Origin of the sequence: Streptomyces sp. NPDC014891, from assembly GCF_043081085.1 — a bacterium.
In the GTDB taxonomy this organism is placed as follows: domain Bacteria; phylum Actinomycetota; class Actinomycetes; order Streptomycetales; family Streptomycetaceae; genus Streptomyces.
On sequence record NZ_JBIBWF010000004.1, the window covers coordinates 732,941 to 759,613 of the forward strand.

General features: G+C 74.0%; 19 protein-coding genes. 11 read left to right on the forward strand and 8 right to left on the reverse strand.

All coding sequences use genetic code 11. From position 1 onward, the window contains the following. Positions 1-81: 81 nt before the first annotated feature. From ACF09E_RS15130 to ACF09E_RS15140, 3 genes are read right to left on the reverse strand one after another with little or no spacing between them, the layout of a single operon-like run. Complete coding sequence (locus ACF09E_RS15130) at positions 82-1,152, reverse strand: glycine betaine/L-proline ABC transporter ATP-binding protein (protein WP_392205601.1); 1,071 nt, start codon at positions 1,150-1,152, stop codon at positions 82-84. Next, positions 1,149-2,675 carry a GMC family oxidoreductase gene (locus ACF09E_RS15135; RefSeq protein ID WP_392205602.1) on the reverse strand — a complete coding sequence of 509 codons (1,527 nt, stop codon included), beginning with the start codon at positions 2,673-2,675 and terminating at the stop codon, positions 1,149-1,151. Before ACF09E_RS15135 ends, ACF09E_RS15130 begins: the two co-directional genes overlap by 4 nt. Continuing rightward, a complete protein-coding gene (locus ACF09E_RS15140; protein ID WP_392205603.1) occupies positions 2,672-4,180 on the reverse strand; it encodes an aldehyde dehydrogenase family protein in 1,509 nt (502 codons plus the stop codon). Before ACF09E_RS15140 ends, ACF09E_RS15135 begins: the two co-directional genes overlap by 4 nt. Positions 4,181-4,447: 267 nt before the next feature. On the opposite strand from ACF09E_RS15140, the gene ACF09E_RS15145 reads away from it, so the two are divergent. Next, a complete protein-coding gene (locus ACF09E_RS15145; RefSeq protein ID WP_392205604.1) occupies positions 4,448-4,801 on the forward strand; it encodes a YkvA family protein in 354 nt (117 codons plus the stop codon). 181 nt (positions 4,802-4,982) lie between these two features. Here the strand turns inward: ACF09E_RS15145 and ACF09E_RS15150 are convergent, their stop codons facing one another. After that, positions 4,983-5,642, reverse strand: a complete 660-nt coding sequence (locus ACF09E_RS15150) for a flavodoxin family protein (RefSeq protein WP_392205605.1) — start codon at positions 5,640-5,642, stop codon at positions 4,983-4,985. A gap of 72 nt (positions 5,643-5,714) precedes the next feature. Here ACF09E_RS15150 and ACF09E_RS15155 point away from each other — a divergent pair, with 72 nt between their 5' ends. Continuing rightward, entirely contained in the window at positions 5,715-6,059 is a 345-nt protein-coding gene (locus ACF09E_RS15155; protein ID WP_392038970.1) for a MerR family transcriptional regulator, read from the forward strand. Positions 6,060-6,126: 67 nt separating this feature from the next. On the opposite strand, the gene ACF09E_RS15160 is transcribed toward ACF09E_RS15155, so the two are convergent. The 3 genes from ACF09E_RS15160 to ACF09E_RS15170 all read right to left on the reverse strand — a co-directional run bounded on the left by ACF09E_RS15160 (position 6,127) and on the right by ACF09E_RS15170 (position 10,477). Continuing rightward, positions 6,127-7,722: an alpha/beta hydrolase gene (locus tag ACF09E_RS15160; protein ID WP_392205606.1), complete on the reverse strand. Its 1,596-nt coding sequence runs from the start codon at positions 7,720-7,722 to the stop codon at positions 6,127-6,129. A gap of 246 nt (positions 7,723-7,968) precedes the next feature. Next, positions 7,969-8,850 (reverse strand): diacylglycerol/lipid kinase family protein, encoded by an 882-nt coding sequence (locus tag ACF09E_RS15165; protein WP_392205607.1) that lies wholly within the window; start codon positions 8,848-8,850, stop codon positions 7,969-7,971. Positions 8,851-8,881: 31 nt separating this feature from the next. After that, complete coding sequence (locus tag ACF09E_RS15170) at positions 8,882-10,477, reverse strand: FAD-binding oxidoreductase (RefSeq protein ID WP_392205608.1); 1,596 nt, start codon at positions 10,475-10,477, stop codon at positions 8,882-8,884. A gap of 74 nt (positions 10,478-10,551) precedes the next feature. Here ACF09E_RS15170 and ACF09E_RS15175 point away from each other — a divergent pair, with 74 nt between their 5' ends. The 3 genes from ACF09E_RS15175 (at position 10,552) to ACF09E_RS15185 (ending at position 15,194) form a co-directional block, all read left to right on the forward strand. Beyond that, the gene (locus tag ACF09E_RS15175; RefSeq protein WP_392205609.1) at positions 10,552-11,151 is read left to right on the forward strand and encodes a TetR/AcrR family transcriptional regulator; all 600 of its coding nucleotides are present in this window, start codon (positions 10,552-10,554) and stop codon (positions 11,149-11,151) included. Further along, entirely contained in the window at positions 11,148-12,725 is a 1,578-nt protein-coding gene (locus tag ACF09E_RS15180) for a glycerol-3-phosphate dehydrogenase/oxidase (RefSeq protein WP_392205610.1), read from the forward strand. The genes ACF09E_RS15175 and ACF09E_RS15180 overlap by 4 nt, the downstream gene beginning before the upstream one ends. Before the next feature lie 363 nt (positions 12,726-13,088). Next, positions 13,089-15,194 (forward strand): SpoIIE family protein phosphatase, encoded by a 2,106-nt coding sequence (locus ACF09E_RS15185; protein ID WP_392205611.1) that lies wholly within the window; start codon positions 13,089-13,091, stop codon positions 15,192-15,194. Between the two features lie 88 nt (positions 15,195-15,282). Here ACF09E_RS15185 and ACF09E_RS15190 read toward each other — a convergent pair whose 3' ends face one another. Continuing rightward, positions 15,283-16,347: a LacI family DNA-binding transcriptional regulator gene (locus tag ACF09E_RS15190; RefSeq protein ID WP_392205612.1), complete on the reverse strand. Its 1,065-nt coding sequence runs from the start codon at positions 16,345-16,347 to the stop codon at positions 15,283-15,285. A gap of 207 nt (positions 16,348-16,554) precedes the next feature. On the opposite strand from ACF09E_RS15190, the gene ACF09E_RS15195 reads away from it, so the two are divergent. The 6 genes from ACF09E_RS15195 (at position 16,555) to ACF09E_RS15220 (ending at position 26,671) form a co-directional block, all read left to right on the forward strand. Next, positions 16,555-19,011, forward strand: coding sequence for a polysaccharide lyase 8 family protein (locus ACF09E_RS15195; protein ID WP_392205613.1), 2,457 nt, complete (start codon positions 16,555-16,557; stop codon positions 19,009-19,011). Between the two features lie 631 nt (positions 19,012-19,642). Next, complete coding sequence (locus ACF09E_RS15200) at positions 19,643-21,121, forward strand: sugar transferase (protein WP_392205614.1); 1,479 nt, start codon at positions 19,643-19,645, stop codon at positions 21,119-21,121. 73 nt (positions 21,122-21,194) lie between these two features. Continuing rightward, positions 21,195-22,511 (forward strand): nucleotide sugar dehydrogenase, encoded by a 1,317-nt coding sequence (locus ACF09E_RS15205; protein WP_392205615.1) that lies wholly within the window; start codon positions 21,195-21,197, stop codon positions 22,509-22,511. Between the two features lies 1 nt (position 22,512). After that, positions 22,513-23,766, forward strand: coding sequence for a glycosyltransferase family 4 protein (locus ACF09E_RS15210; protein ID WP_392205616.1), 1,254 nt, complete (start codon positions 22,513-22,515; stop codon positions 23,764-23,766). Then, positions 23,763-25,154, forward strand: a complete 1,392-nt coding sequence (locus ACF09E_RS15215; RefSeq protein WP_392205617.1) for a polysaccharide biosynthesis protein — start codon at positions 23,763-23,765, stop codon at positions 25,152-25,154. The genes ACF09E_RS15210 and ACF09E_RS15215 overlap by 4 nt, the downstream gene beginning before the upstream one ends. After that, the gene (locus ACF09E_RS15220; RefSeq protein ID WP_392205618.1) at positions 25,151-26,671 is read left to right on the forward strand and encodes a Wzz/FepE/Etk N-terminal domain-containing protein; all 1,521 of its coding nucleotides are present in this window, start codon (positions 25,151-25,153) and stop codon (positions 26,669-26,671) included. The genes ACF09E_RS15215 and ACF09E_RS15220 overlap by 4 nt, the downstream gene beginning before the upstream one ends. The last annotated feature ends 2 nt before the right edge of the window (positions 26,672-26,673 follow it).

Below are 26,673 nucleotides of genomic sequence, written 5' to 3' on the forward strand. Positions count from 1 at the left end.
CGGCGCGAGCGCCGAAGGTCCGGGCGCCGACCCGGTGCGAGGCCTCCGGGCCCGGCGGTGGCCAGGTCGTGTGGGCGTACATCAGGCCACCGCCTTCCGGGGCGCGGCAGGGACCCCGGCGACGACGCCGAGGAGTCCCACGTGGTCGACCACGCCGAGGCAGCGGCCGTTCTCGACCACCCGGGCGTTGCCGCCCGTCCGGGCGACGGCCTCGATGGCCTCGTGGACGGTGGCGCTGGGGGCGAGCGCGGGCCCGGCCTCGCTCTCGTCGGCGAGCGCGGGGCGCATCGCCGAGCGGACGGTCAGCACCTGCTCGCGCGGCACGTCCCGCACGAAGTCCCGGACGTAGTCGTCGGCGGGGGCGCCCACGATCTCCTCCGGGGTGCCGAGCTGCACGATCCGGCCGTCGCGCATCAGCGCGATGCGGTCGCCGAGCTTGAGCGCCTCGCTCAGGTCGTGGGTGATGAAGACCATGGTGCGGCCCTCCTCCCGGTGCAGGCGGACGACCTCTTCCTGCATGTCCCGGCGGATGAGCGGGTCGAGCGCGCTGAACGGCTCGTCGAAGAGCAGGACCTCGGGGTCGACGGCGAGCGCGCGGGCGAGCCCGACACGCTGCTGCTGGCCTCCGGAGAGCTGGCCCGGCCTGCGGTGCTCCATGCCCTCCAGGCCGACCTTGGTGACGAACTCGGCCGCGCGTGAGCGGCGTTCGCCGCGTCCGACGCCCTGGATCTCCAGCCCGTACGCGACGTTGTCGAGCACCGTGCGGTGCGGGAGCAGCCCGAAGTGCTGGAAGACCATGGCGGCGCGGTGGCGGCGCAGTTCGCGGAGCCGGCCGCCGTCCATGGACAGCACGTCCTCGCCGTCGAGGGCCACGGTGCCCGCGGTCGGCTCGATGAGCCGGGTGAGGCAGCGGACGAGGGTCGACTTGCCCGAGCCGGAGAGGCCCATGACGACGAAGACCTCGCCCTTGCGGACGTCGAAGGAGACGTCGCGGACGGCGGCGGTACAGCCGGTCCGCTCGCGGAGCTCCGCGGCGTCGAGGGAGGCGAGCTCCGGGTCGGCGGGCACGCGCTCGGCCTTCGGGCCGAACACCTTCCACAGCTCGCGCACGGAGAAGACGGGTGCGGCGGCGTCCTGCGGCGGGTGGGTCATCGTCGGGCCCCTTCCAGGAGGTCCACGCATTTCTCGCCGACCATGAGCACCCCGATCATCGGGTTGACGGCGGTCATGGTCGGAAAGACGGACGCGTCGGCGATCCGGACGCCGTCGAGGCCCCGGATGCGCAGGTCGGGTGCGACGACGGCGAGTTCGTCGTCGGCGGAGCCCATCCGGCAGGTGCCGGCGGGGTGGTAGACGGTGTGCGCGACCTTGCGGGCGTAGGCGCTGAGCTCCTCGTCGGAGGTGACCTCCGGGCCGGGGCACACCTCGCGCTTCAGCCAGCCGGCGAGGGGCTCACGGGCCGCGATCTCCCGGGCGATGCGGATGCCGTCGACGAGCGTCCGGCCGTCGTAGTCGTCCTCGTCGGTGAAGTACCGGAAGTCGAGGGCGGGTTTGGCCTCGGGGTCGGCGCTCGTCAGGTAGAGCCGGCCGCGGCTGCGCGGCTTGGGGATGTTGGGGGTCATCGACACGCCGTGCGGGGGCCGTTCGTAGCCGAGCCGCTCGGGGTTGTCGGTGAAGGGGATCTGGTAGAAGTGGAACATCAGGTCGGGCCCCTCGGACTCCGGGTCGCGGCGGACGAAGAGTCCGGCGTCGGAGTCCATGGCGGAGTTCTCCGGGATGGGGCCGTGGGTCTCCCACACGATGACCGACTCGGGGTGGTCGAGCAGGTTCTCGCCGACGCCCGGCAGGTCGTGCACGACGGGGATGCCGAGCTTCTCCAGGTCGGCGCGCGGGCCGATGCCGGAGTGGAGGAGCAGCCGCGGGGTGTCCACGGCTCCCGCGCAGACCAGGACCTCGCGCCGGGCGCGTACGACGTGCTCGGCGCCGTCCTGGGTGCGGATGTGGACGCCGGTGGCGCGGGTGCCCTCCAGCTCCAGGCGGAACGCCCAGGTCTCCAGGGCGATGTGCAGGTTCGGCCGGTCCAGGAACGGGTGCAGGTAGGCGACCGAGGCGGACGACCGCTTGTTGTCCTCGGGGTGGTAGGCGAGGTCGAAGAAGCCGACGCCCTCGTGGAAGGGCTGTCTGTTGAAGCCCTCGACGCGGGGGACGCCGAGCGCGGTCTGCGCCGCGTCGACGAAGTCCCGGGCGATCGCGTTCCGGTCGGCCTCGTCGACGGGGACGATGTTGTTGCGCAGCCGGGCGAAGTAGGGGTCCATGGCGGCCGCGTCCCAGCCGTCGGCACCGGCCTCGGCCCACTCGTCCCAGTCGGAGGGCAGCGGCTTGAACGCGATGAGCGTGTTGTGCGAGGAGCAGCCGCCGAGGACCCGGGCGCGGCTGTGGCGGATGTGCGAGTTGCCGCGGGGCTGCTCGGTGGTGGGGTAGTCGTAGTCCAGCTCGCCGCCGAGCAGGCCCATCCAGCGGCGCAGGGTGAGGACGTCGTCGCGGCCGACGTCGCTGGGGCCGCCCTCGATGACGGCGACGGTGACGTCCGGGTCCTCGGTCAGCCGGGAGGCGATGACGGAGCCGGCGGTGCCCCCGCCGACGACTACGTAGTCGTACAGGTGGGAGTCGTTCATGCCTGGTCCTTCGCCGTCGTGCCCGCGAACCAGCGCACGGGGCGCGGAGCGAGGTTCTGGTAGATGTGCTTGGCCTCGCGGTACTCGGCGAGGCCGGTGGGGCCCAGCTCGCGGCCGATGCCGGACTTGCCGAAGCCGCCCCACTCCGCCTGCGGCAGGTAGGGATGGAAGTCGTTGATCCAGACCGTGCCGTGGCGCAGCCGGGCCGCGACCCGCCGGGCGCGGTTCTCGTCGGAGGTCCAGACGCCGCCGGCGAGGCCGTACTCGGTGTCGTTGGCGAGGGTGACGGCCTGTTCCTCGGTGCGGAAGGTCTCGACGGTGAGGACGGGGCCGAAGACCTCCTCGCGGACGACCCGCATGCCGCGGTGGCAGCGGTCGAGGACGGTGGGCCGGTAGAAGTAGCCGGGGCCGGCGGGCCGCTCGCCGCCGGCGCGCAGGACCGCGCCCTCGCCGAGGGCGGAGGCCACGTACTCCTCGGTGCGCGCGAGCTGGGCGGCGGAGACCAGGGGGCCGCACTCGACGCCCGGGTCGGTGCCGCGGCCGAGCCGGATCCGCTCGGCGCGGCGGGCGAGTTCGGCGACGAAGCGCTCGCGCAGCGACTCCTCGACGATGAGGCGGGAGCCGGCGGAGCAGACCTGGCCGCTGTGGATGAAGGCGGCGTTGAGCGCCTGGTCCACGGCGGTGTCGAAGCCCTCGGCGGTGGCGCAGGCGTCGGCGAAGACGACGTTGGGGTTCTTGCCGCCGAGTTCGAGGGCGACCTTCTTCACGCTGTCGGCGGCCGCGCGGGCGACCTTGGTGCCGCTGACGAGTCCGCCGGTGAAGGAGACGAGGTCGACGCCGGGGTGCTCGGCGAGCCGGGCGCCGACGGTGTGGCCGGGGCCGGTGACGATGTTGGCCGCGCCGAGGGGCAGTCCGGCCTCCATGAGCAGTTCGACGAGGACGACCGTGGTCAGCGGTGTGATCTCGCTGGGCTTGATCACGAAGGTGTTGCCGGCCGCGAGGGCGGGCGCGATCTTCCAGCTGGCCTGGAGCAGCGGGTAGTTCCACGGCGTGATCAGGGCGCAGACGCCGACGGGCTCGTGCACGACGACGCTGTGGATGTCGTTCGATCCGGCGTCGACGACCCGTCCGCCGTCCTCCTTCTCGACGAGGTCGGCGAAGTAGAGGAAGGCGTCGCGGACGCAGTCGACGTCGACGCGGCCCTCCTCCAGGGTCTTGCCCGCGTCCTGGCTCTCCAGGGCGCCGATCCGCTCGCGGTCGCGCTCCAGGAGGGCGGCGACCCGCCGCAGGAGGGCGGCGCGCTCGGCGACCGGTGTGCGCGGCCAGGATCCGTCGTCGAAGGCGGCCCGCGCCGCGTTCACGGCTTCGTCGGTGTCCGGGACACCGCCCTCCGCCACGATCGCGAAAGCGGTCTCGTCGACGGGGTCGATGATCTCGCGCGTGGCGCCGGACAGGGCCGAGCGCCATTCTCCGCCCACATGGATGGTCTGTTGTGCTGCCGTCACGTCGGGTATGGCCTTTCGTTCCTCTGAGTCCCCCTGCCGGTGTCACCGGCGGTTCGGCCGCCTGCCCGGGGTGCGGACATCCATGCGGAATGACCTGCGGAGAGTGGCCGTCGTCACGCTTCAAGCGGGCGTAATCCGGGCATATCGCCGGTCGGTCGAGGTGTGGCCCGTTCCGGCCGAAGGCGGCCCGGACAGCGGCCCCGTCGTCGTAGCCTTGGAATGTCCGCGCGTCGGCGCGGCCGGTACGCCACACGGAAGGAGCGCAGCGTGGACGGCACCGTCTGGCTGGTCGTGGCCGTGGTTCTCCTGCTCGCGACGGCGGGGTGCGCGGCCGTGCTGCTCGTCCGTGTCTTCCGGGCCCGCCGGCTCCTCCTCGACGCGGGGATCCCCCTGCAGTCGAAGGCGCTGTTCTGGGCGGCGGTGGTCTACACGGTCTCGCCGATCGACCTGATCCCGGACCCCGTCTACCTGGACGACATCGGGGTGCTCCTGATCGCGTTGCGCGCGCTGTACGCGGCGGCCGGGCGGAGCGGTGCGGACGAGAAGGGCCTGCTCACGGATCCCGGGACCGCGATCGGCGGCGACGCGTCGGCGCCCCGCGGACCGCGAGGAGGCGTCTGACCGGGGCTTCCGCCCGTCAGACGCCTCTCTGCCGACGTCCCCGCGTGTCGCGGGTCACACGTCCCGCCGCCCGACGCCGCGCACGTCGCTCCCGCGCGTCACGTCGTGCGTGCGGCCCGTCACGGAGCGCGGTGTCGTGTGTGCCGGCGGCTCCGTCGGGCCGGCCTCCGCGGTCGGCTTCTCAGGCGGGCGACCCGGCGGGCGCCACCGCCTGCTCGCCCGGCCGCGGCTGCGCCCCGGCGGCCTCCCGCGGGAACAGGGCCAGGGGCGCCTCGCCCTCGAAGTACGTCTCCGCCCGCTTCATGGCCCGTTCGTCGGCGAGCACCTGGCCGGGCCGGGAGCCGTTGCCGAGGAGGACTCCGCCGAAGCCCATGCGGAGGTAGGCCGCGGTGTTGTGGAGGGTGGTGGCCAGGCCGTCGGCGACGGCCTCGTCCTCGTCCGACAGGGCCGCCACGGCCCACAGCGTCCGGCCCGCCATCCGCTTCTTGAAGTCCAGGTCGGGCACTCCGAGCCAGCCCGACCAGTAGTCGAGGTAGCGCTTGGTCTGGGCGGACAGGGTGTACCAGTAGAGGGGCGAGGCGATCACGATGTCGGTGGCCTCCAGCGTGGCCTCCCGCAGGGTGCGCTCGGCCTCGGAGACCGGCCAGTCGCCCTCCTCGTGGCGCCCGTCCTGGAAGTCGGGCAGCGGCAGCCCGTTCAGGTCGATCCACCGCCGGGGGACATCGGCGGGCAGGGCCTCGGCGGCGGCCCTGGCGAGTATCGAGGTGTTGCCGTCGGCACGTGAGCTGCCCAGCACGAACAGGAAGGAGCGGTCCGCGGATCGCGGGGAATGAATGGTCATGTCCGGACGCTAACGCTTGACACTGGTGTCAAGGTCAACAGACCGACCGACGACGGGGCGGAAGGCGAGCGCATGCTGATCGGGGAGTTGTCGCGGCGGACCGGGGTGAGCTCGCGGCTGCTGCGCTACTACGAGGCGCAGGGCCTCCTGGAGGCGCGGCGCGGCCCGAACGGCTACCGGTCGTACGACGAGGACGCGGTGACGACGGTCCGCAAGGTCCGTGCCCTGCTGGCCGCCGGGCTCCCCACCGAGGTGATCCGGGTGGTGCTGCCCTGCACCGGCGGGGACGGGACGGCGTTCGACTGGTGCGCCGACATCCGCGATCTGATGCTCCGTGAACTGGCGGCCGCCGACGCCCGTATCGACGACCTGCACCGGCGCCGCACCACGCTCGCCGGGTATCTGGCCGGCGCGTGAACGGGTCCGCCGCCGGCGGTGCCCCCGGGGTGGGGGCGCCGCCGGCGGCGGGCGTTCGCCGGGTCGGTCAGGAGCGGCCGAGGAGGCCCGGGATGCCCTGGGGTGCGGGCAGCGGGAGGTCCAGGCGGTTCTGCGCCTGCGCCGGGGTGGCGACGCAGCGGAGGTCGGCGGCCGGGAGCCTGCCCGTCGTGAGGTAGGCGGTGGCCGTCGTGTCGGCGCAGGACTTGGAACCGTAGACGCCGTGGCCCTGGCCGCCGAGGACGGTGACCATGCGGGCGCCCTTCATGGCGCGGCGCAGCCCCTGCCCGCTGACCAGCGGGGTCTGGGAGTCCCACTCGTTCTGCAGGATCAGCGCCCCGACGGAGTTGTTCACCGTGGTGGCGGGCTCGGAGCCGTTCTTCCAGAAGGCGCAGGGCTTGATGTGCGAGGCGAAGTCGCCGTACAGCGGGTACCGGGCCTTGTCGCGGATCGCGTCGCGGCGGTACTGCTCCGGGTCGCGGGGCCAGGAGCGGGTGTCGGCGCACGCCACGGCCCAGAAGACCGCGTCCGAGTTGTCCGAGGGGACGGCGCGGCCGAACGACGGCGGTACGTGGCGGGGGGCCTCGGCGCGGCGCGAGGGCGCCGGTGCGGGAGTCCCCTCGGCGGCCTTCCTGAGCTCGGCGACCGCCTCGGCGGCGCCCTGCACGTCGAAGAACACGGCTCGGCCGGCGCGGATGTCGTCACCGGTCAGGAGCGTGCCCTGGATCTCGATCGGCTCGCGGTCCGCGCGGGCGACCAGGTCCCAGAAGGTCTTCGAGACCTTGGCCGGGGTGTCGCCGAGGCCGTACGTCGCGTGCCGTTCGGCGGTCCACTCGGTCCAGCGCGTGAAGGCCGGCTCCGCGCCCTCGGCCCAGACCTGGATCATGCCGCGCCAGATGCGCTGCGGGTCGACCGCGCTGTCGAGGACGAAGCGGTCGGTGCGCTTGGGGTACATCTGGGTGTAGACGGCGCCCAGGTACGTGCCGTACGAGTACCCGAGGTACGAGATCTTCTTCTCGCCGAGCACGGCGCGGATGACGTCCATGTCCCGTGCGGTGTTGCGGGTGGTGAAGTGGGCCAGGGCGTCACCGCTCTTCGCCCGGCACTTGTCGGCCACGGTCCGCGCCCAGCGGACGTCCTTGTCGAAGGTCGCCGCCTTGTACGGGCGCTGCCAGTTCAGTTCGTCCTCGTTCAGGCCGCAGCCGAGGGGCGAGCTCTGGCCGACGCCTCTGGGATCGAAGCCGATCAGGTCGTACCGCTCCTTCACGGCGGTCGGCAGTTCCGGGCCCATCCAGAGGGGCATGTCGAGGCCGGGACCGCCGGGGCCGCCGGGGTTGAGCAGCAGGACGCCGTGCCGCTTCTGGGGACTCGTGGCCTTGATCCGGGACACCGCGACGTCGAGCTTCCTGCCGCCCGGCCGGCTGTAGTCGAGCGGCACCTTGAGGGTGGCGCACTGGTAGTTCGCCGGCAGGTCGGCCTCGCAGCGCTTCCAGCGCGGCGTCTGGTGGGTGTACTGCCGGAGGGGATCGCTGACGACCTGACGGGGTGTCGGGGCGGCCGCGGACGCGACGGCGGGTGTGAGAGCGGGCACCAGGGTCGCGACCGCGCTGATGGCCACGAGGGGTGCTATTCGCGTGCTTCGCACAGTGAGTCAGATCCTTGCGGGAGGTGGATTCGTCTCATGCACCTTTGCTCAGAAGGGAGTTGCGCGAATCCTTCCGCCGGTCACGACTCGTCAGACCACAGGAGGAGCGCACGCGGGAGGAATGGTCCCCGAGGCGGAGAACGCGACCCCCGGTTCTCCCGTCCGGGGGCCGCGTGCTCCGCCCCGGGCGTCCGCGAACGCCGGTTGTGCCGGCGCGACCGGACGGGCGCCCCCCCGACGCCCGTGTCAGGCCAGGACGTGGAGGGCGGCCGGCCGGACCCGGAGGGTCACCGGGAGGACCGCGTCGACCTCGCCGTCCGCGCCGTACGGGAGGGGACGGTCCGCCTCGATGCGGACCACCTCGCCCCGCAGGATCTCGACCTCGGGCCGCTTCACGTGCGCGCCCGTCTTGAGCTCGTTCATCATCGCGAAGAAGAGACGTTTCGGCGCCTTCTTGATGATCACGACGTCGAGGGTGCCGTCGTCGATCCGCGCTCCCGGGGCGACGTTCCGGCCGAATCCGTAGTAGCCCGAGTTCGCCACCACCACGGTGTAGCCGGTGCGCTCGTGGCGCACCCCGTCGACGGTGACGCGGTACGCGGCGGGCTTCCAGGCGAGGACCGCCCGCAGGCCGCCCGCGTAGTAGGAGGCCGCGCCGCGCAGCAGACGGGAGTGGTTGGCATGGCGGTTGGCGACCGCGTCCACCCCCGCGTACACGCTGCCGAGGACGCAGGTCCGCGCGTGCACGGCGGACTCCACCTCGATCGTGTCGACGGCCCGCGGCTCCGCGTGGAGCAGCGTCTCGGCGAGCTTCCGGGGGTCCGAGGGGAGGCCCAGGGCGCGGGCGAAGTCGTTGCCGCGTCCCGCGGGGACGAGGCCGAAGACCGTGTCCGTACCGCTGAGGGCGCCGCCGACGCAGCCGGCCATCCCGTCACCGCCGACGGCGAGCACCACGTGCCCCTGCGCCCCGGCCTCCCGGGCGAGTTCGCGTGCGTGCTCCAGGCTGCGGCTGTAGACGGTGTCGAGGCTCGCACCCGCCTCCCGCAGCAGACGGGCCAGCGGGAGGAGACCCGCCGTGCCGCTGGAACCCCCTGCGGTGGGGTTGACGACGGCGGTGAACTGTCGCATGGACATGGCCTCCGGGCGGCAGAAGTAGGGTTCAGCGGACGGGGATGAGGACTCCGGGACTGAGCACACCGGAGGGGTCGACCTCGGCCTTGACGGCCTGCAGCATACGGATGCCCAGCGGGCCGACCTCCCGGGCGTACCAGTCGCGGTGGTCGGTGCCGACGCCGTGGTGGTGGCTGATGGTGCCGCCGGCGGCCAGGATCGCGTCGTTTGCCGCCCGCTTCGCCGGCTCCCAGTGCGCGACGGCGTCCTCGCCCTGGGCGGAGACGACGGTGAAGTACAGGGAGGCGCCGTTCTCGTAGGTGTGGGAGATGTGGCACATCACGAGCGGCGGGGTGCCGGCCTCGGTGAGCGTGTCGGTCAGCGCGGACCGCACCGCCGTGTAGAGACCGGGGAGGGCGGACCAGAAGGCCGCCGTCTCCAGCGTCTCGGCGAACGCCCCGGCGTCGAGCAGGGCGTCCCGCAGGTAGGGCGCGTTGTACCGGCCGTGCTCCCACCGGTCGCCGGGCTCCTCGCCGATGAGCTCGCCGCCGCAGGCGAGGAGGACCTCGCAGGCCGCGGCGCGGCGGGCCGCCGTGTCCTCGGCGCCGCCCTCGTAGCCGACGACGGCCATGCAGCCCGGGTTCTCCGGGAGTGCGGCGCTGCCGATGGCGTCCGGCTGGGCGAGACCGATGAAGGTCTCCGACTCGTCCGAGAGGCGGAGCACCGTGGGGCGGGGGCCGTCCTGGGCGAGCCGGCGCAGCGCGGCGGTGCCGGCCTCGAAGGAGGCGAAGCGCCAGCCCTCGTAGATCCGCTCGGCGGGGAGCGGGCGGATGCGCACGGTCACGGCGGTGATCACACCGAGGGCGCCCTCGGAGCCGAGGACCAGCTGGCGCAGGTCGGGGCCGGCCGCCGAGCGCGGGGCCCGGCCGGTCTCCAGGGTGCCTTCCGGGGTGGCGACGGTCAGTCCGAGGACCATCTCGTCGAAGCGGCCGTAGCCCGCCGAGGCCTGGCCGCTGGAGCGGGCCGCGGCGAAGCCGCCGACGGTCGCCCACTCGAAGGACTGCGGGAAGTGGCCGAGGGTCCAGCCCCGCTCGTTGAGCAGGGCCTCGCACTGCGGTCCGCGCAGGCCGGGCTGGAGCGTCGCGGTGCGGGAGACCTCGTCGACGGCGATCAGCAGGTCGAGCCGCCGCAGGTCGAGCGCGACGAACGGCCGCTTCGTGGTGGGCGCGAGGCCGCCGACGACGGAGGTGCCGCCGCCGAAGGGCACCGCGGCGACGCCGTGCTCGGCGCAGGCCCGCAGCACGGCGAGGACCTCGTCGTGGTCGCCGGGGAGCAGGACCGCGGCGGGGATGTCGTCGACCTCGCCGGCGCGAATGCGCAGCAGGTCGGGGGTCGACTTGCCGCGGGTGTGCCGTATGCGGCTCTCGTCGTCCTCCCGCAGGGCGTCGGGCGCGCCGAGGGCCGCCCGCAGCGCGGTGCGGGCCTCGTCGGGCAGTGCCGCGGCGGGCGGCTCGATGTCGGCGAGGGCGGCCGGGCCGCTCTCCCTCGGCGTGACGCCGAGCAGGTCCCGCAGCAGGCCGGTGACCGAGTCGGGCAGGGGTGCCGCCTTGGCCGGGTCGCCCCAACCGCTCCACAACATGTCCACTTCGAGGGGTTCCTTACGGTCTGTTTCACGGATGGCGCTGCCGCACGGCCGACGCTGGCATTACACTGTGACAGATGACGCCCATTCGTCACAACCATGAAGACACAGATCCCGTGCTCGACGCCGCACGCGACTGCGTGCTCGCCGTCGGCGTACGGCGGACCACCCTCACCGACATCGCCCGGCGCGCGGGCGTGTCCCGGATGACGATCTACCGGCGCTGGCCCGATGTGCGCAGCCTGGTGGGCGACCTGATGACCCGTGAGTGGATCGCCGTCGCCGCCGGCGCCATGCCGCCCGCCGACGACGACCGGCCCGAGCGGGAGCGGATCGTCGAGGGGCTCGTCGCGGGAGCCGCCGCGTTCCGGGCGCACCCGCTCTTCCACAAGATCCTGGACGTCGACCCGGAGCTGCTGCTCCCGTACATCCTCGACCGCCGCGGAGCCAGCCAGGACGCCCTCCTCGGACTCCTCCACACCGCGCTCGAGTACGGCCACGAGGACGGCTCGGTGCGCCGCGTCCGGCCGGACCTGCAGGCCCGGTCGCTGCTGCTCGTCGTCCAGTCCTTCACGCTCTCGCTGCGCACCATGACCGACGACACCGATCCCGAACTGAGCGAAGCCGCCTTCCTCGACGAGCTGCGCACCCTGCTGGAGAGGACCATCGCCCCATGACCCCCACGAGCAGCCCCGCCCTGCCCGGCTCCTCCCTCGACGCCGAACGCCGCCGGCGCGAACTGGGCCGCCTCGCCGAGGGCGGGCCCGACGCGACGGTCGACGTCCTGGTCGTCGGGCTCGGTGCCACCGGCGCCGGGGCCGCGCTCGACGCCGCCACCCGCGGGCTCACCGTCGCCGCGATCGACGCCCACGACCTCGCCTTCGGCACCTCCCGCTGGAGCTCCAAGCTGATCCACGGCGGGCTGCGCTACCTGGCGTCGGGACAGCTCGACGTCGCCCACGAGAGCGCGGTCGAGCGGGGCGTCCTCATGGAGCGCACCGCCCCCCACCTGGTGCGCGCGCAGCCCTTCGTCCTGCCGCTCACCCCACTCGTCAGCCGCGGCCAGGCCGCCCTCGCCCGCGCCGGGTTCCTCGCGGGCGACCTGCTGCGCGTCGGCGCCCGCACCGCGCGCGGCACCCTTCCCCAGCCGCGGACACTGTCCGCCGTCGAGACCCGGCACCTCGCCCCGGCCCTGCGCCCCACCGGACTGCGCGGCGGGCTGCTCTCCTGGGACGGACGGCTCTCCGACGACGCACGCCTGGTGACCGCGATCGCCCGCACCGCCGCCGCGTACGGCGCCCGGATCCTGACCCGGACCCGGGCCCTGGAGCTCGACCGCGACGGCGCCCTCGTCCGCGACGAGACCACCGGCCAGGAGCTGCGGATCCGCGCCCGCACGGTCGTCAACGCGGCCGGGGTCTGGGCCGGCGGCCTCGTCGACGACGTCCGCCTGCGCCCCTCGCGCGGCACCCACCTCGTGCTGCGCTCCGAGGACCTCGGCCGGCTCTCCGCCGGCCTGCACATCCCGATCCCCGGCGAGTCGAACCGCTTCGTGCTGGTCCTGCCCCAGGGCGACGGACGCGTGTACGTCGGCCTGACCGACGAACCCGTCGACGGCGACATCCCCGACGTGGCGGAGGTCCCCGAGACCGACATCGGCTTCCTCCTCGACGTGCTCGGCTCCGCCCTGGACGTCACCGTCCACCGCGCCGACGTGGTGGGGGCCTTCGCGGGCCTGCGGCCGCTGCTCGACACCCGTGACGCGGCGGGCCGCACCGCCGACATCTCGCGCAGGCACGCGGTGCTCACCTCCCCGTCCGGCGTCGTCACCGTCGTCGGGGGCAAGCTGACCACGTACCGGCGCATGGCCCAGGACGCCGTCGACGCCGCCGTGACCGCCGGGGGCCTGACCGCGGGGCCGTGCCGCACGGCGTCCCTCCCGCTGGTCGGCGCCGCCCGTCCGCAGGTGCTGGCCGGGCTCGACGTCCCGGCCCGCCTGGTGTACCGCTACGGCACCGAGGCGACCGCCGTGCACGCGCTCGGCGTCGCGGACCCCGCCCTCGCGCGGCCGGTCGTGCCCGGCCACCCGGTCACGGTCGCCGAGCTGGTGTGGGCCGCCCGCCACGAGGGCGCCCTCGACACCGGCGACCTCCTGGACCGCCGCACCCGGATCGGGCTGGTCCCGGAGGACCGCGCCGCGGCCGAGCAGGCGGCCCGGGACGCGCTGGCGCGGACCGCGCCGGTGGGGTGAGCGGGCGCGGGCTCCGCGCGGACGGGCGGACTCCGGTGGCAGCGGCGGGGCAGGGCCGTCGCCGCCCGCCCTCCCCGAACCGGGCCGGGGCGGGAACGGGGGCGGGCTACGGGTGCCGCCACCGTGCGGGCCGGCCAGAGGTCCGGGGCGAGGTGTCTGGGGCGAGGTCCGGTGCGAGGTGTCCAGGGCGGGGTCCGGGGGCGGGGTCCGGGGCGGCCGCGGGCCGGCCAGAGGTCCGGTCGCGGCCGGCCCGGGGCCGCCGTGATGTCCGATCCGGCATGCGCGGGCAGAATTGACGTGGACGCCCCGCTCCCCCGGTGAGCAGCGCGCTCGCCGTCCGTCGGCGCCCGGAAAGGGGGCCCCGTGTCCTCGCCTCGACCGGAGGATCGGCCGGGAGACGACCAGGCGCCCGGACCACTCCGCTCGGAGCCCGGGACGCTGCTGGAGCAGGTGGCCGTGGCCGTGCTCGGCATCGACGAGGACGGCCGGATCTGCTACTGGGGGCCCGGGGCACAGCGGCTCTTCGGCCACCGCGCCGAAGACGTCCTGGCCCGTCCGGCGTCCGTCCTGTTCCCTGCCGCGCCCCTGGACGGGGCCGGCGCGGCGGAGCGGCTCGCGGAGCGCGGCCGCGCCCTGGGGTACTGGCGGGCGCGGGTGCCGACGCTGCACCGGGACGGCAGGGTCTTCGACTGCGGGTTCCGGGTCTTCCCGGTGACCGGTGCCGGGGGCCGTTCCGTCATCCTGGGGCTGGCGAGCGAGAGCGAGGGCCTCGACCGGGTCAAGACCAACCTCGCCTTCGTCGACGCGCTGTTCGCGACCTGCCCCATCGGCCTCGTGATGCTCGACGAGGACCTGCGGTACGTCCACCTCAACCAGGCCCTGGCGGACATGGACGGCACCCCGATCGAGGACCACATCGGCCGGACCACCGCGGAGTTCATGATCACGTCCGACGGGGGCGCGTTCGAGCGCCTGCTCCGCTCCGTCGCCGAGGAGGGCCGGACCGTCGTCAGCACACCGGTCGTGCTGCGCACGCCGGGCCGTCCCGACCTGGAACAGGTGCGCTCCGTGAGCTTCTTCCCGCTCAGCCGGGCCGTGGGCTCCCGGCCGGGCGTGGGCGGGCTCCTGGTCGACGTCACCGACCGCGAGCAGGCCCTCGTGGAGGCGGCGGCCGGACGGCAGCGGCTCGCGCTGCTCGACCGGGCGGCGGCGGGCATCGGCACCACGCTCGACGTGCGCGTCACGGCCCGCGAACTGGTCGACACGGTCGTCCCGGAGTTCTGCGACGCCTCCGTGGTGGAGGTCGTCGAGTGGAAGGACGAGAACGAGGTCCTCGATCCGGAGTCGGCGCTGGTCACCCGTAGGATCGCGGCCGTCACCAGCCTGCCGCCGCCCGCCGCCGAGCTCGTCGGCGGCCTGGAGCTCGTGACGTATCCGCCCGGCTCGAACATCCACCGCGCCCTCGCGACGGGCCGGCCCGTCTGCGTGCCCGTGAACGACGACTTCCTGGCCCGGACGGTCCTCCACCGCTCCCGCGCCCGGCTGCTCGTCGAGAGCGGTCTGACCTCGCTGCTCATCGCCCCGCTCATCGCCCGGGGCACCGTGCAGGGCATCACGATGTTCGGCCGCTCCGGCGACCGGCCCGACTTCACCGGGGAGGACCTCAGCCTGGCGGGCGAGCTCGCGTCGCGGGCGGCGCTCTGCCTGGACAACGCGCGGCTCTACAGCCAGGTCCAGGACATCGCCCTCACCCTCCAGCGCGCGCTGCTGCCCACCGCTCTGGCGAGCAGTCCGTCCGTGCGGGTCGCCCACCGCTATCTGCCGGGCAGCCGGGTCACCGAGGTCGGCGGCGACTGGTACGACGTCCTCGACCTGCCCGGCGGGCGGGTGGCCCTGGTGGTCGGCGACGTGATGGGCCACGGCGTGCCCGCGGCGGCGGCGATGGGGCGACTGCGCATCACCACCAAGGCGCTGGCCCGGCAGAACCTCGAACCCGACAGCCTCCTGGCGGAGCTCGACGCCTGCGCCCAGGAGGCCGGCATCGCCTACGCCACCTGCCTCTACATCCGCTACGACCCCGCGACGGGCCTGGCCCGCGTCGCGAACGCCGGCCATCTGCCGCCGCTGCTCCGCCGGGCGGACGGCACGGTCGAGTCGGTCGACGAGGTGCTGGGAGTGCCGCTGGGCGTCGGCGGCGTGCCCTTCCGGACGACCGGGATCGAGCTCCGCGACGGGGACACCCTCGCGCTGTACACCGACGGACTGGTCGAGGCCCGCGGCGTCGACATCGACCGGGGCATGGCGGCCCTGCGGGACAGGCTGGCGGCCGCGGACGGCTCCCTGGAGTCGGCGGCGGACGACGTGCTGGCCCGGCTGCTGCCCGAGGGCCCCACCGACGACGCGGTCATCGTGCTGGCCCGGATCCGGCGCACGGACCCGGCTCCCACGGACTCCGGCGACCAGGACTGACACCGCACCCCGAACAGGCCGGCGGAAACGGCCGAGGGAAACGCCGGAGCACGCCGGCGGAACGGCCGGGGGCAGGTCGCCGACCAGTTCAGCCCCCGCTCGACGCCCGCACCCGCAGCCGCGGGAGGACGAACAGCCGGTGCCGGGGCGCGTCCGGCTGCTCGATCCGGCGTACCAGCAACTCCACCGCGGACGCGCCGACTTCGTGCTTCGCCGGGGCGACGGCGCTCAGCGGGACGTCGGCGAGTCCGGCGACCTCGTCGTCGTAGGCCACGATCGCGACGTCGCCGGGGACCTGGACGGAGCGCGCCCGCAACCTGCGGAGCAGCGCGAGCGCGTGGTTGTCGGGGTGGGCGACGACGGCGTCGACCCGGCCGGCCGCCACGGCGTCCAGGAGTTCCTCGACCGGCTCGTCGTACTCCGGGCTTCCGGGGCCGGCGTCGCCGGTGTCCAGGACGGACACCGGGAGGAGGGCGTCGAGTCCGGCGGCCCGGACCCCGGCACCGAACCCCTCGACGATCCACCGCGCGGTCGGGCTCGTGCCCCGGACGAGCAGGGCGAGGCGCGTGCGGCCGCCCTCCGCGAGGTGGCGCACCGCGAGGCGGGCCCCGTGCACGTGGTCGGAGACGACGTGGTCGATGCCGGCCGTCTCGTCCGACTCCGGGCGGCGTTCGACGATCACGACGGGGACGGGGAGGTGCTCGTACCAGCCGCGGGGCCCGGTCGGGACGACGAGCAGCCCGTCGACGCCGTCGCCGATCATCCTCTCGACCTGGGCGCGCTCCTCGGCCGCGTCGTACCCGGAGATGTCGAGCACCAGCCGGGCGTTCCGGGCCGTCGCCGCCTCGCGCGCGCCCTTGATCACCTCGGGGTAGTAGTAGTCGGCGGACGGCACGACCAGGCCGAAGACACGCTCCCGGCCGCGGCCCGACGGGACGGGGACCGTGTCGGCGGGCGCGGTCTCCGCCCAGGTCTCGGGGAGCATGGCACCGCCGTGCACCCGTGCGACCAGGCCGCGGTCGGCGAGCACCTCCACGTCCCGGCGGACGGTCACCGGGGAGACGCCGAGTTCGGCGGCGAAGTCGCTGACCCTGAGGGAGCCCTCCTCGCGCAGTCTGCGCAGGATCGCCTGATGCCTGTGTTCCGCGTGCACTCCCCGCTCCCCTCGGACGACGGCCCGGTCGGAGGGAGTGTAGCGATGACGAGATCGACTCAGTCGGTTTTTGATCGAACGGACAACTGCTGGCGGTTCCTGTCCAAACTGTTGCCTTGTTGATTTTCCGCGTGCTAGAAACCCCACGCTCACGAGCCAGCGACAGCGCCGAGGCAACGAGGCGCTCCTCCCGTAAAGGTCGTCCCCATGCCCTCTCCCTGGCCTCGCCGCACCTTCCTCCACGCCGCCGGCGGGGGCGCGCTCGCCCTCGGACTCGCCGGGACGGCGGCGCACCCCGCACCGGCCGCGGACCTCGGACCCGCCGGCCCGCCCACCGCCTCCGAAGCCCTCGGCACGGCGTCCGACGCGGAGTTCGACACCCTGCGCGCCCGGTGGCGCGACCTCATCCTCGGCACGGGCTTCAGCCCCACCGCGGAGCCGTTCCGCGGCATCCTCGGCACCCTCGGCGCGACCGCCGCCGAGTACCGGGCCACGATGGCGCCGGCGAGCGGCTCCCTGTGGCCGGGACGGTCCTGGGCCGATCCGGACCCCGACACCGACGCGGAGTCCTACGCCTTCTCCGCGGCGATGAACGACAGCTGCAACCGACTGCGGACCATGGCCGAGGCGTACTCCCAGCCGGGCACCGGACTGACCGGGGACGCCGGGCTCCGGGACGCCGTCATCACCGGCCTCGACCACCTGTACGCCGAGGTCTACAACGAGCGCACGACGCGCTACGGCAACTGGTACAACTGGCAGATCGGCGCCCCTCAGGCCCTCATGGACACCTGCGTCCTGATGTACGACCACCTGTCCGCGGACCGGATCGCCGCCTACTGCCGGGCCGTGGACGCGTTCGTACCGGACTCGGTCTTCGCCTCGTACACCGGGACCTCCACCGGAGCGAACCGCGTCGACCTCTGCCGCGGGGTCGTCCTGCGCGGGATCGTCGGCAGGGACCCGGCGAAGATCGCACTCGCGTCCCGGGCGCTGGAGCCGGTCTTCCCCTACGTCACCTCCGGCGACGGCTTCTACGCCGACGGCTCCTTCGTCCAGCACCGCAACGTCCCCTACATCGGGGGCTACGGCGCCGTCCTGCACGACGGCGTGGGCCGGCTGCTCGCCCTGCTGCGCGGATCGAGCTGGGCGGTGACGGGGCCGGGCACGCAGCTCTTCCTCGACACGATCGAGAAGGCCGTCGCCCCCTTCCTCTACAACGGCCTGATCATGGACAACGTCAGCAGCCGGGGCATCAGCCGCATGGGAACCAGCGACCACCAGCGCGCCCACGGACTGATGGCGACCATCCTGCTGGTCGGCCAGGGCGCGAGCCCCGAGGAGAACGCCCGCTGGCGGGCGATGGTCAAGGGCTGGCTGCGGCGCGACTACCACTACCCGGCGCTCAGCAACCCCGGCCTCAGCCTGATCAGGGCCTCGCTCCTGCAGGGCCTCCAGGACGACGCGTCCGTGCGGGCCGCCCCCGAGCCCGTCGAGCACCGGCTGTTCCCGCAGATGGCCCGGGCCACCCACCGGCGCCGCGACTGGGCGGCCTCCGTGTCCATGGCCTCGAACCGCATCGCCCACTACGAGTTCGGCAACGGGGAGCACGCCCGCGGCTACCACACCGGGGCAGGCTGGCTCTCCTGGTGGGGCGGCGACTTCGGCCTCGAACAGTACTCCGACGCGTACTGGCCCACCGTCGACCCCTACCGCCTGCCCGGCATCACCGCCTCGCGCAAGCCGCTCGCCGACGGCGAGGGCGGCGCCTGGGGGCAGCCCATGCCGGACGCGGCCTGGGTCGGCGGCACCACCGACGGCGAGTTCGCCGCCGTCGGCCAGCACCTCAAGGGCCTCTCCAGCACCCTGGACGCCAAGAAGTCCTGGTTCTGCCTCGACGACTCGATCGTCTGTCTCGGCGCCGGGATCACCGCCGGCGACGGACACGCCGTCGAGACCACCTTCGACAACCGCGCCCTCGGCACGACGGGCGCCCCCGTGCTCACGGTCGACGGCCGGGCCCAGCCGGTCGCCCAGGGCTGGACGGGCACCTTCGACGGCGCCTCGTGGGCCCACATCGCCGGACAGGCGGGCTACGTCTTCCCCGGCGGGACCCGGCTCGAAGCGGTGCGCGAGGAACGCACCGGCTCCTGGCGCGACATCAACACCGGCGGTTCCCCCGACCCGGTCACCCGCCGCTACCTGACCCTCTTCGCCGACCACGGCGTGGACCCGGCCGGCGCCGCCTACGCCTACGTCCTGCTGCCGGGCGCGAGTGCGCACGGCACCGCCCGGTACGCCCACGACCGCGGCCGGCTGCGGATCCTCGCCAACTCCGGTGCGCAGCAGGGCGTCCGCGTACCGGGGCTGGGGCTCACCGCGGTGAACTTCTGGAGCGCGGGCGCCGTCGAGCGGCTGCGGGTCAGCGCCCCCGCCTCCGTGCTCGTACGGGAGCACCGCGACGGCACCGCGACCCTCGTCGTCTCGGACCCCGCCCGGCAGGCGACCTCCCTGGAACTCGTCTGGAACCGCAGGGTGAGCCGCGTGCTCTCCCGTCCGGCCTCGGTCACGGCGACCACGACCGGCTCGTCGCTGAGGCTCGTGCTGGGCGACCTCACGGGGCTGGCCGGCGCGCCCCAGAAGATCACCGTCCGCCTCGGCTGACCGCGGTCCGGGAGGGTGCGGCCCGAGGCCGGGGGCGACCAGGGCGGACATCGGGCGAAACCTGCTGGCGGGGGGCGTGCGACCCCAACAGGGGGGCGTGCGGGGGCAGTTCGTCGAAAGCTAAAGAACAAGCCAAGCATGACCCGCCCGTCACCTCCGGAACGCACCGGAACCGACGATGCCGGATGCCGGGAGTAGTCATATCGTCACAGGTCAGCGGATCCGCCGCCGCCTGCGGTGCCGGCACGGGCCGTCAGGGGTGGCGGATTCCGCCTTCAAAGGTTCAGCACATTTTGCATACATCCCCTCTCCAGACCGGCCGCGATGCTCTAGATTGACCATGCTTCACAGCTCGGACACCAGGCGACAAACGATGATCTTTCGATCACGTGCCGGCGGACGGTCGGCGCGCACATCCCCGGTCGCCCGCGTCACCGTGTCCACGGAACGCTGCAACACCGGTACGTCATGCGCGGGGAGGGCGGGGGCCCTTCCCGGCAGGAGGAACAGCGCGGGGCGGGAGGCGGGGGCCTCCCGAGGGGAGGAGCAGCGCGGGGGGCGGGGGCCTCCCGGGGGGAGAGGAACCGTGTGGAGCCAACACGTCGAGCCCACTGACGCCCTGGGGGGGTCTGTGCAGCAGGGGGAATTAGTCAGTCCGTTTCCATCGGCGCCCGGGCGCCTGGACAACGGACCGATCAGCCGGACCACGATCGACTGGGAGCAGCGCTACCGCCGGGCCGTGATCGTCAGCGACACCGTGGCCACGGCCCTGGTGGTGGCGGCGATCGGGGGCTTCTTCGGGGCCCGTGACGCGGCGAACTGGCACGAGAAGTGGCGGATCCTCGCGTTCGCCACCGAGCTGCTGGTGCTCGGGGCGCTCGCGGTGAGCAGGGCCTGGGCCCCGGCCGTCCTCGGACAGGGGGCGGAGGAGTTCCGCCGGCTCGGCCGCTCCCTGGGCACCGCCGCGGTCGTGCTCGCGCTGGGCGGCATAGCCCTGACCTCGCGCAACATCAAACTCTGGATCTTCGTGGCCCTGCCGGTGATCGCGCTGGTCACGATGACCGAGCGGTACCTGCTCCGCCTCTGGCTGCACCGGCAGCGCATCGAGGGGCGGTGTCTGCGCCCGGTGCTGGCCGCCGGCAGCCCGTCCACCGTGCGCGACCTGATCGCCCGCACCCGGAAGTTCCCGCACCTGGGCTGGCGCGTGGAGGCGGTGTGCACCGCGGGGAGTCCCGGGGCCGACCTCGACCAGGTGGACGGCGTACCGGTGGTCGGAGAGCTGTCCGACGTGGCGGGCCACGTGCGCCGGGACGGCTACCGGGTCGTCGCGGTCACACCCGACCCGCACTGGTCGCCCGACCGGCTGCAGAGGCTGGCCTGGAACCTGGAGGGCAGCGACGCCGAGATGGTCGTCGCCCCGGTCCTCATGGAGGTGGCCGGTCCGCGGCTGCACGTCGACGCGGTCCTGGGCATCCCGCTGCTGCGGGTCAGCATGCCGGCCTTCACCGGCGGCCGCCGGGCGGTCAAGGAGATCGTCGACCGGCTGGGCGCGGCGGCCCTGCTGCTGCTGTTCGCGCCGCTGATGGCGTTCGTCGCGCTGCTCGTCGTGGTCGACAGCCGGGGCGGCGCGGTCTACCGCCAGCGCCGGGTCGGCAAGGACGGCCGCGAGTTCACCATTCTCAAGTTCCGCACCATGGTCGTCGGCGCGGACGCGGCCCGCGCCGAGCTCGCCCACCGCAACGAGGGCGCCGGCCTGCTGTTCAAGATGCGACGCGACCCACGGGTCACCCGGGTGGGAACGGTGCTGCGCCGCTACTCGCTCGACGAACTGCCGCAGTTGTTCAACGTGCTCACCGGCTCCATGTCGCTGGTCGGCCCGCGGCCCCCGCTGCCGGAGGAGTCCGCCGCGTACGGACCGGACATCCGGCGGCGCCTGCTCGTGAAACCGGGGCTCACCGGCCTGTGGCAGATCAGCGGACGCAGCGACCTGTCGTGGGAGGAGGCGGTCCGGCTGGACCTGCGGTACGTGGAGGACTGGTCACTCGCGCTGGACACGGTGATCTTGTGGAAGACGCTCCGTGCGGTGATCCACGGCCAGGGGGCCTACTGATGCACGGGGGGCGTCGTCCGGTCGGTTCGGGGACGGCAGGCCGCAAGGGCCTGCCCAGGGGGAGGAACAGGGCATGAGAGTCAGCGTTTTCGGGCTCGGCTACGTGGGCTGCGTATCGGCCGCGTGCCTGGCCAGCCTCGGACACGAGGTCATCGGCGTGGACGTGAACCAGGTGAAGGTCGACCTGGTCAACGACGGCAAGGCGCCGGTCGTCGAGGAGCGGATCGGCGAGCTCGTCGCCGACATGGTGGGGACCGGTGCGTTACGCGCCACCCGGGACGTCCGTGAGGCGATCCTGGCCAGCGACGTGTCGCTGGTCTGCGTGGGCACGCCCTCGGAACCCAACGGCAGCCTGTGCACGACGTATCTGGAGCGGGTCACCGAGGAGATCGGGGCCGCGGTCGCCGAGCGGGGCGGGCGGCAGACGGTCGTGTTCCGCAGCACCATGCTACCGGGGACCTGCCTCGACCTGCTGGTGCCGATCCTGGAGAAGTTCGCCGGCGGCACGGCCGGGGTGGACTTCGGCGTCGCGGTCAACCCGGAGTTCCTGCGCGAGGGGACCAGCGTGCGGGACTTCTTCGACCCGCCGAAGACCGTCATCGGCGAACTCGACCGGGAGAGCGGCGACGTGGTCGCGGCCCTCTACGACGGGCTGCCCGGCGAGGTCTTCCGGGTGCCGGTCCCCACGGCCGAGGCGATCAAGTACGCCGACAACGCGTTCCACGGCCTCAAGATCGGCTTCGCGAACGAACTGGGCGCGGTGTGCCGGGCCCTCGGGGTCGACTCGCACCAGGTGATCGACGTCTTCCTGGCCGACCGCAAGCTCAACATCAGCCCCGCCTACCTGCGGCCCGGCTTCGCCTTCGGCGGCTCCTGCCTGCCCAAGGACCTGCGCAGCCTGGTGCACGCGGCGCGGCGGCACGACGTCTCGGTGCCGATCCTCGCCCACGTCCTGGCGTCCAACGCCGACCACCTCCAGCGCGCGGTGGACCTGGTCGAGCGCACCGGGAAGCGCCGGGTCGGCCTGTTCGGCCTGTCGTTCAAGCCCGGCACCGACGACCTCCGCGAGAGCCCGCTCGTCGAGCTGGCCGAGCGGCTCTTCGGCAAGGGGTACGACCTGCGGATCTACGACCCCAACGTGAACCTCTCCCGACTGCTCGGCGCGAACCGCGAGTACATCGAGACCCGGCTGCCGCACCTCGCGCAGCTGCTCGCGGACTCCGTCGACGAGGTGATCGACCACGCCGAGGTGTGCCTGGTCGGCACCGGGGACCCGGCCGTCCTGTCGGCGCTCCCCCACGGCGACACCCCGGTGATCGTCGATCTCATCCACCTTCCCGACGCCGACGAGCGCCGGGCCGAACCGGGGTACGTGGGCCTTGCTTGGTGACATGACCGGGAGCGCCGGGCCGACCCGGCGCGCGCTGATCCTGGTGGAGAACCTGTCGGTGCCGTTCGACCGGCGCGTGTGGCAGGAGTGCACGACCCTGCGCGACGCCGGGTGGGAGGTGCACGTCATCTGCCCCCGGGGCGAGAAGCGGGACACCGAGCCGGAGGCGGTGATCGACGGGGTACGGATCCACCGCTACCCCCTGCGCGCGGCCACCGGCGGTCCGGCCGGCTATCTGAAGGAGTACGGAACGGCGCTCTGGCACACGCTCCGGCTCGCCCGCGCGGTGGGCCCCGTCGACGTCGTCCACGCCTGCAACCCGCCGGACCTGCTGTTCCTGCCGGCCCGCTGGCTGAAGCGACGCGGCGCGCGGTTCGTCTTCGACCAGCACGACCTGGTGCCCGAGCTGTACCTCTCCCGGTTCGACCGGGGCGAGGACCTGCTCTACCGCGCCGTCTGCGCGCTGGAACGGATGACGTACCGGGCCGCGGACGTCGTGCTCGCCACCAACGAGAGCTACCGGGACGTCGCGCTGCGCCGCGGGGGCCGGCGGCCGGAGGACGTGTTCGTGGTGCGCAGCGCGCCCGACGTCGACCGGTTCCACCCGGTGCCGCCCGAGCCGGAGCTCAAGCGCGGCAAGCCCCATCTGCTGTGCTACCTCGGCGTCATGGGACCGCAGGACGGCGTCGACTACGCGCTGCGGGCGCTCGCCAGGCTCCGCGACGAGCTCGGGCGGAGCGACTGGCACGCGGTGTTCGTCGGCTCCGGCGACGCCTTCGACGCGATGGTCCGGCTGTCCCGGCGGCTGGGACTCGCGGATCAGGTGGAGTTCACCGGACGCGTCCCGGACGCCGACCTGGCGCGGTACCTGTCCACCGCGGACGTCTGCCTCTCCCCCGACCCGCGCAACCCGCTCAACGACGTGTCGACCATGAACAAGGTCCTCGAGTACATGGTGATGGGCCGGCCGATCGTCTCGTTCGACCTGCGGGAGGCCCGGGTCTCCGCGGGCGACGCCGCCGTGTACGCCCCCGCCAACGACGAGGGCGCGTTCGCCGGACTCGTCGCCCGGCTCCTCGACGACCCCGAGGAGCGCGCCCGGATGGGGAAGACCGGCCAGGAGCGGATCAGCGGGGAACTCGCCTGGCGGCACTCGCAGGAGCAGCTGCTCGCCGCCTACGCGGCCGCCTGTCGCGACCACGCCCCCGTGTCGGCGAACGGCCCGGCCCGGACGGGGAGAAGGCCGCGTCGTTGAGCGAAGACACCATACGTCTGGTCACGATCGGACGGATCATCCGTCGTCGCGGGCGCTTCCTCACCATCCTGGCCGTGGTGGGAGCGCTCGTCGGCTACGGCACCTCCCTGCTGCTCCCGCCGCGGTACACGACCTCGGCGTCGGTGCTGCTGCCCGGGGCGTGGGAGGAACGCGAACTCCTCACCCAGGCGGAGATCGCGACCAGTTCGGTGGTCGTCGACCGCGCGGCGACCGCCCTGGGCTGGGCGGGCGTCGACGGCGCCGAGCTGCGGGACCGGGTCACCGCGGAGGCGGCGGACGGCAACATCATCAAGATCTCCGGCACGGCGAGCACACCGGAGCGCGCCCAGCGGCTGTCCGACACGGTCGCCGACCAGTTCGTCGTCTTCGCCGCCCAGATCACGGGGGCGCACACCGACCCGGCGGCGGCGAAGCGGCCCGAGGAGCTGCGGCAGCTGGTGACCAGGACCACCCGCCGCATCGACGAACTGGCCGACGAGGCCGGTCCGGGAAAGAGCGTGGAGAGCGTGCAGACCCGCACCGAGCTCTCCAAGCTGCGCACCACGCTCCAGGAGGCCGTGGACAAGCTGGAACAGGCCGGCCCGGCCAAGGAGCGGCCCGACATGGTCGTCATGGGCCCCGCGGCCCGGCCCGCCGGCGAGGCCCCGCCGACCCGGGTGCAGCTCGTCCTGGCCGGGGCGCTGCTGTTCGTGCTGCTCGCGGTCGTCTGCCACCTGGCCGCCGCGCGGGTCGGACGCCGGCTGCGGACCGGGGCGGACATCACCGCGGCCCTGGGCTCGCCCCTGCTCGGCAGCGTCGACGTGGCCGGCGGCCGGACCGCGGACCGGTCCGGCGGCGGCCCGCGCGCCCTGTTCCGCCGGCTCCTCGGCATCGACGTCCGCTGGGACGTCCCGTCTCCGGGCGCCTCGGGCGACGAGGAGAGCAGGCGGATCCGCTACCGGCGGGTGGGCGCCCGCCTGCGGGACCGGCTGCCGTCGGGACGGCTGCTGGTCGTCGTGCCGGAGGGCGACGAGACCGCCCGCAGGGCAGCCGAGCAACTCGTCGCGGAGGCCGGGAGCGACCCCGCCGCCGACTCCGCGCACCCCGAGGGCCTGGTGCTGCACGTCGTGGACGTTCCGGTGTCCCGGCCGATGGTCGCGGACCGCGAATCCGAGTCCGGCGCCCTCCTCGTGGTCGGCGCGGGCAGCTGGACCGCCGGGGAGCTCACCGGGATCGCCGAGGCCTGCGCGGACGCCGGACACGAGGTGATCGGCACCGTCCTGGCCGGCACGGTCCGGGCGCGTCCTGAGCGTGCCGCCGGCCGCTCCCGCCGGGGGCCCGCTCCGGCGCCCGCGGTGGGCGCCGGCACGAAGGGCGGTGCGGCATGACGACGCGTACGGCCTCCGAGCCGACGGGCCCCGCTCCCCTCCTCGACCTCCAGGTCCTGGTGGTGGCGGTCCGCAGACGGCGCCGCCTCTGGTCCTCCGTGGCCCTCGTGGGCCTGCTCCTCGGCGGGGCGTCCGCGGTCCTGCTGCCCCCGCCGCCCACGGCGACGACCAAGCTCCTGGTGGCGCACCAGGAGGACCAGCCGAACGACCCCGGAACCCTCATCCAGACGGACGCCGCGCTGCTCCGGACGACCCGGATCGCCGACGAGGCCCTGCGGGCCCTCGGCTCCCGGGAGAAGTCCGAGGACTTCATGGAGGACTACGAGGCCGTCGGACTGACCAACAACCTGCTGCGGATCGACGTGGCGGGGGCGAGCGGGACGGAGGCCGTGGCGCGCGCGCAGGCGCTGGCCGACGCGTTCGTCGCCGACCACGTCAGGCGCATAAGGGAGGCGGCGGACGCCGAGGCCAAGGCCCTCCTCGACCAGCGCGACCGGCTCCGCAAGGACCTCGCCGAGGTCGACCGGACGATCGGGGAGGGCTCGCAGGACGAGGGGCCGAAGGTGTCGGCGGACCGCGAGACGCTGTTCGCCCGGCGGGCCGAACTCACCTCCCAGATATCGGACTACGGACGACGCGCCGCGGAGGCCAGGATCGGCACGCCCCGGCTCGTCTCCGGCACGCAGATCGTGGACGCGCCCCGCCTCGTCCGGCACTCCCTGCCCACGACCGCGGCCACCAGCGCGGGGATCGGGCTGGCCCTCGGACTGGCCCTCGGGCTCGGGGTGGCCGCCGTGGGCGCCGTGGTGGCGGACCGCCCGGTGCTGCGCCGCGAGATCGCCGCGCACCTGGGCGCCTCCGTCATCGCCGAACTGCCCGGCCGCTCGCCGCGGTGGTGGCGCCGGCGCCGGGTCCGGGCCGCCCGGACGAGGCTCGCCTCCTCCGTGTCCCGCACCGTGCGCGGGTCCGCGGAACCGGTGTCGCTGCTGGAACTCGGCTCCGCCCGCGCCACCGCCGGGATCGCGCGGGACCTCGCCGGGGAACTCGCGGCGGACGGCCCCGTGGCCGTCCTCGACGGGCTGCCCGGCCGGCCGCTCGCCCGCCGCGGGCGGAAGCAGGAGGAGCTCACCGTGGTCGACGCCGGGGACGCCTCCTCGGTGCCGCACCAGCAGCGGCGGCTCGGCATCGGCTCGGTGGCGCCCGGCACGGCGTGGGGCGACCTCCAGCACCTCGGCACCCGGACGGTCCTCGTGGTCCGCGCGGGACACGGCAGCGCCGCCTGGCTGCACACCGTGGCGCGTCACCTCGCCGACCAGCGGATCTCCGTCATCGGTGTGGTGCTGATCGACCCCGATCCGGGCGACCGGACCGACGGGACGCTGTGGGACGGGCCGCCGGCCGCGCCGCGCGACGAGGGGGATCCGCCGGCCCGGCGGAACGGGACGGGCCGGCGGAGGACGGAACGGCTGCCGATGTGGGCGGCACGGGTGGCGGACGACGACCAGGAAGGGCGGTAGGA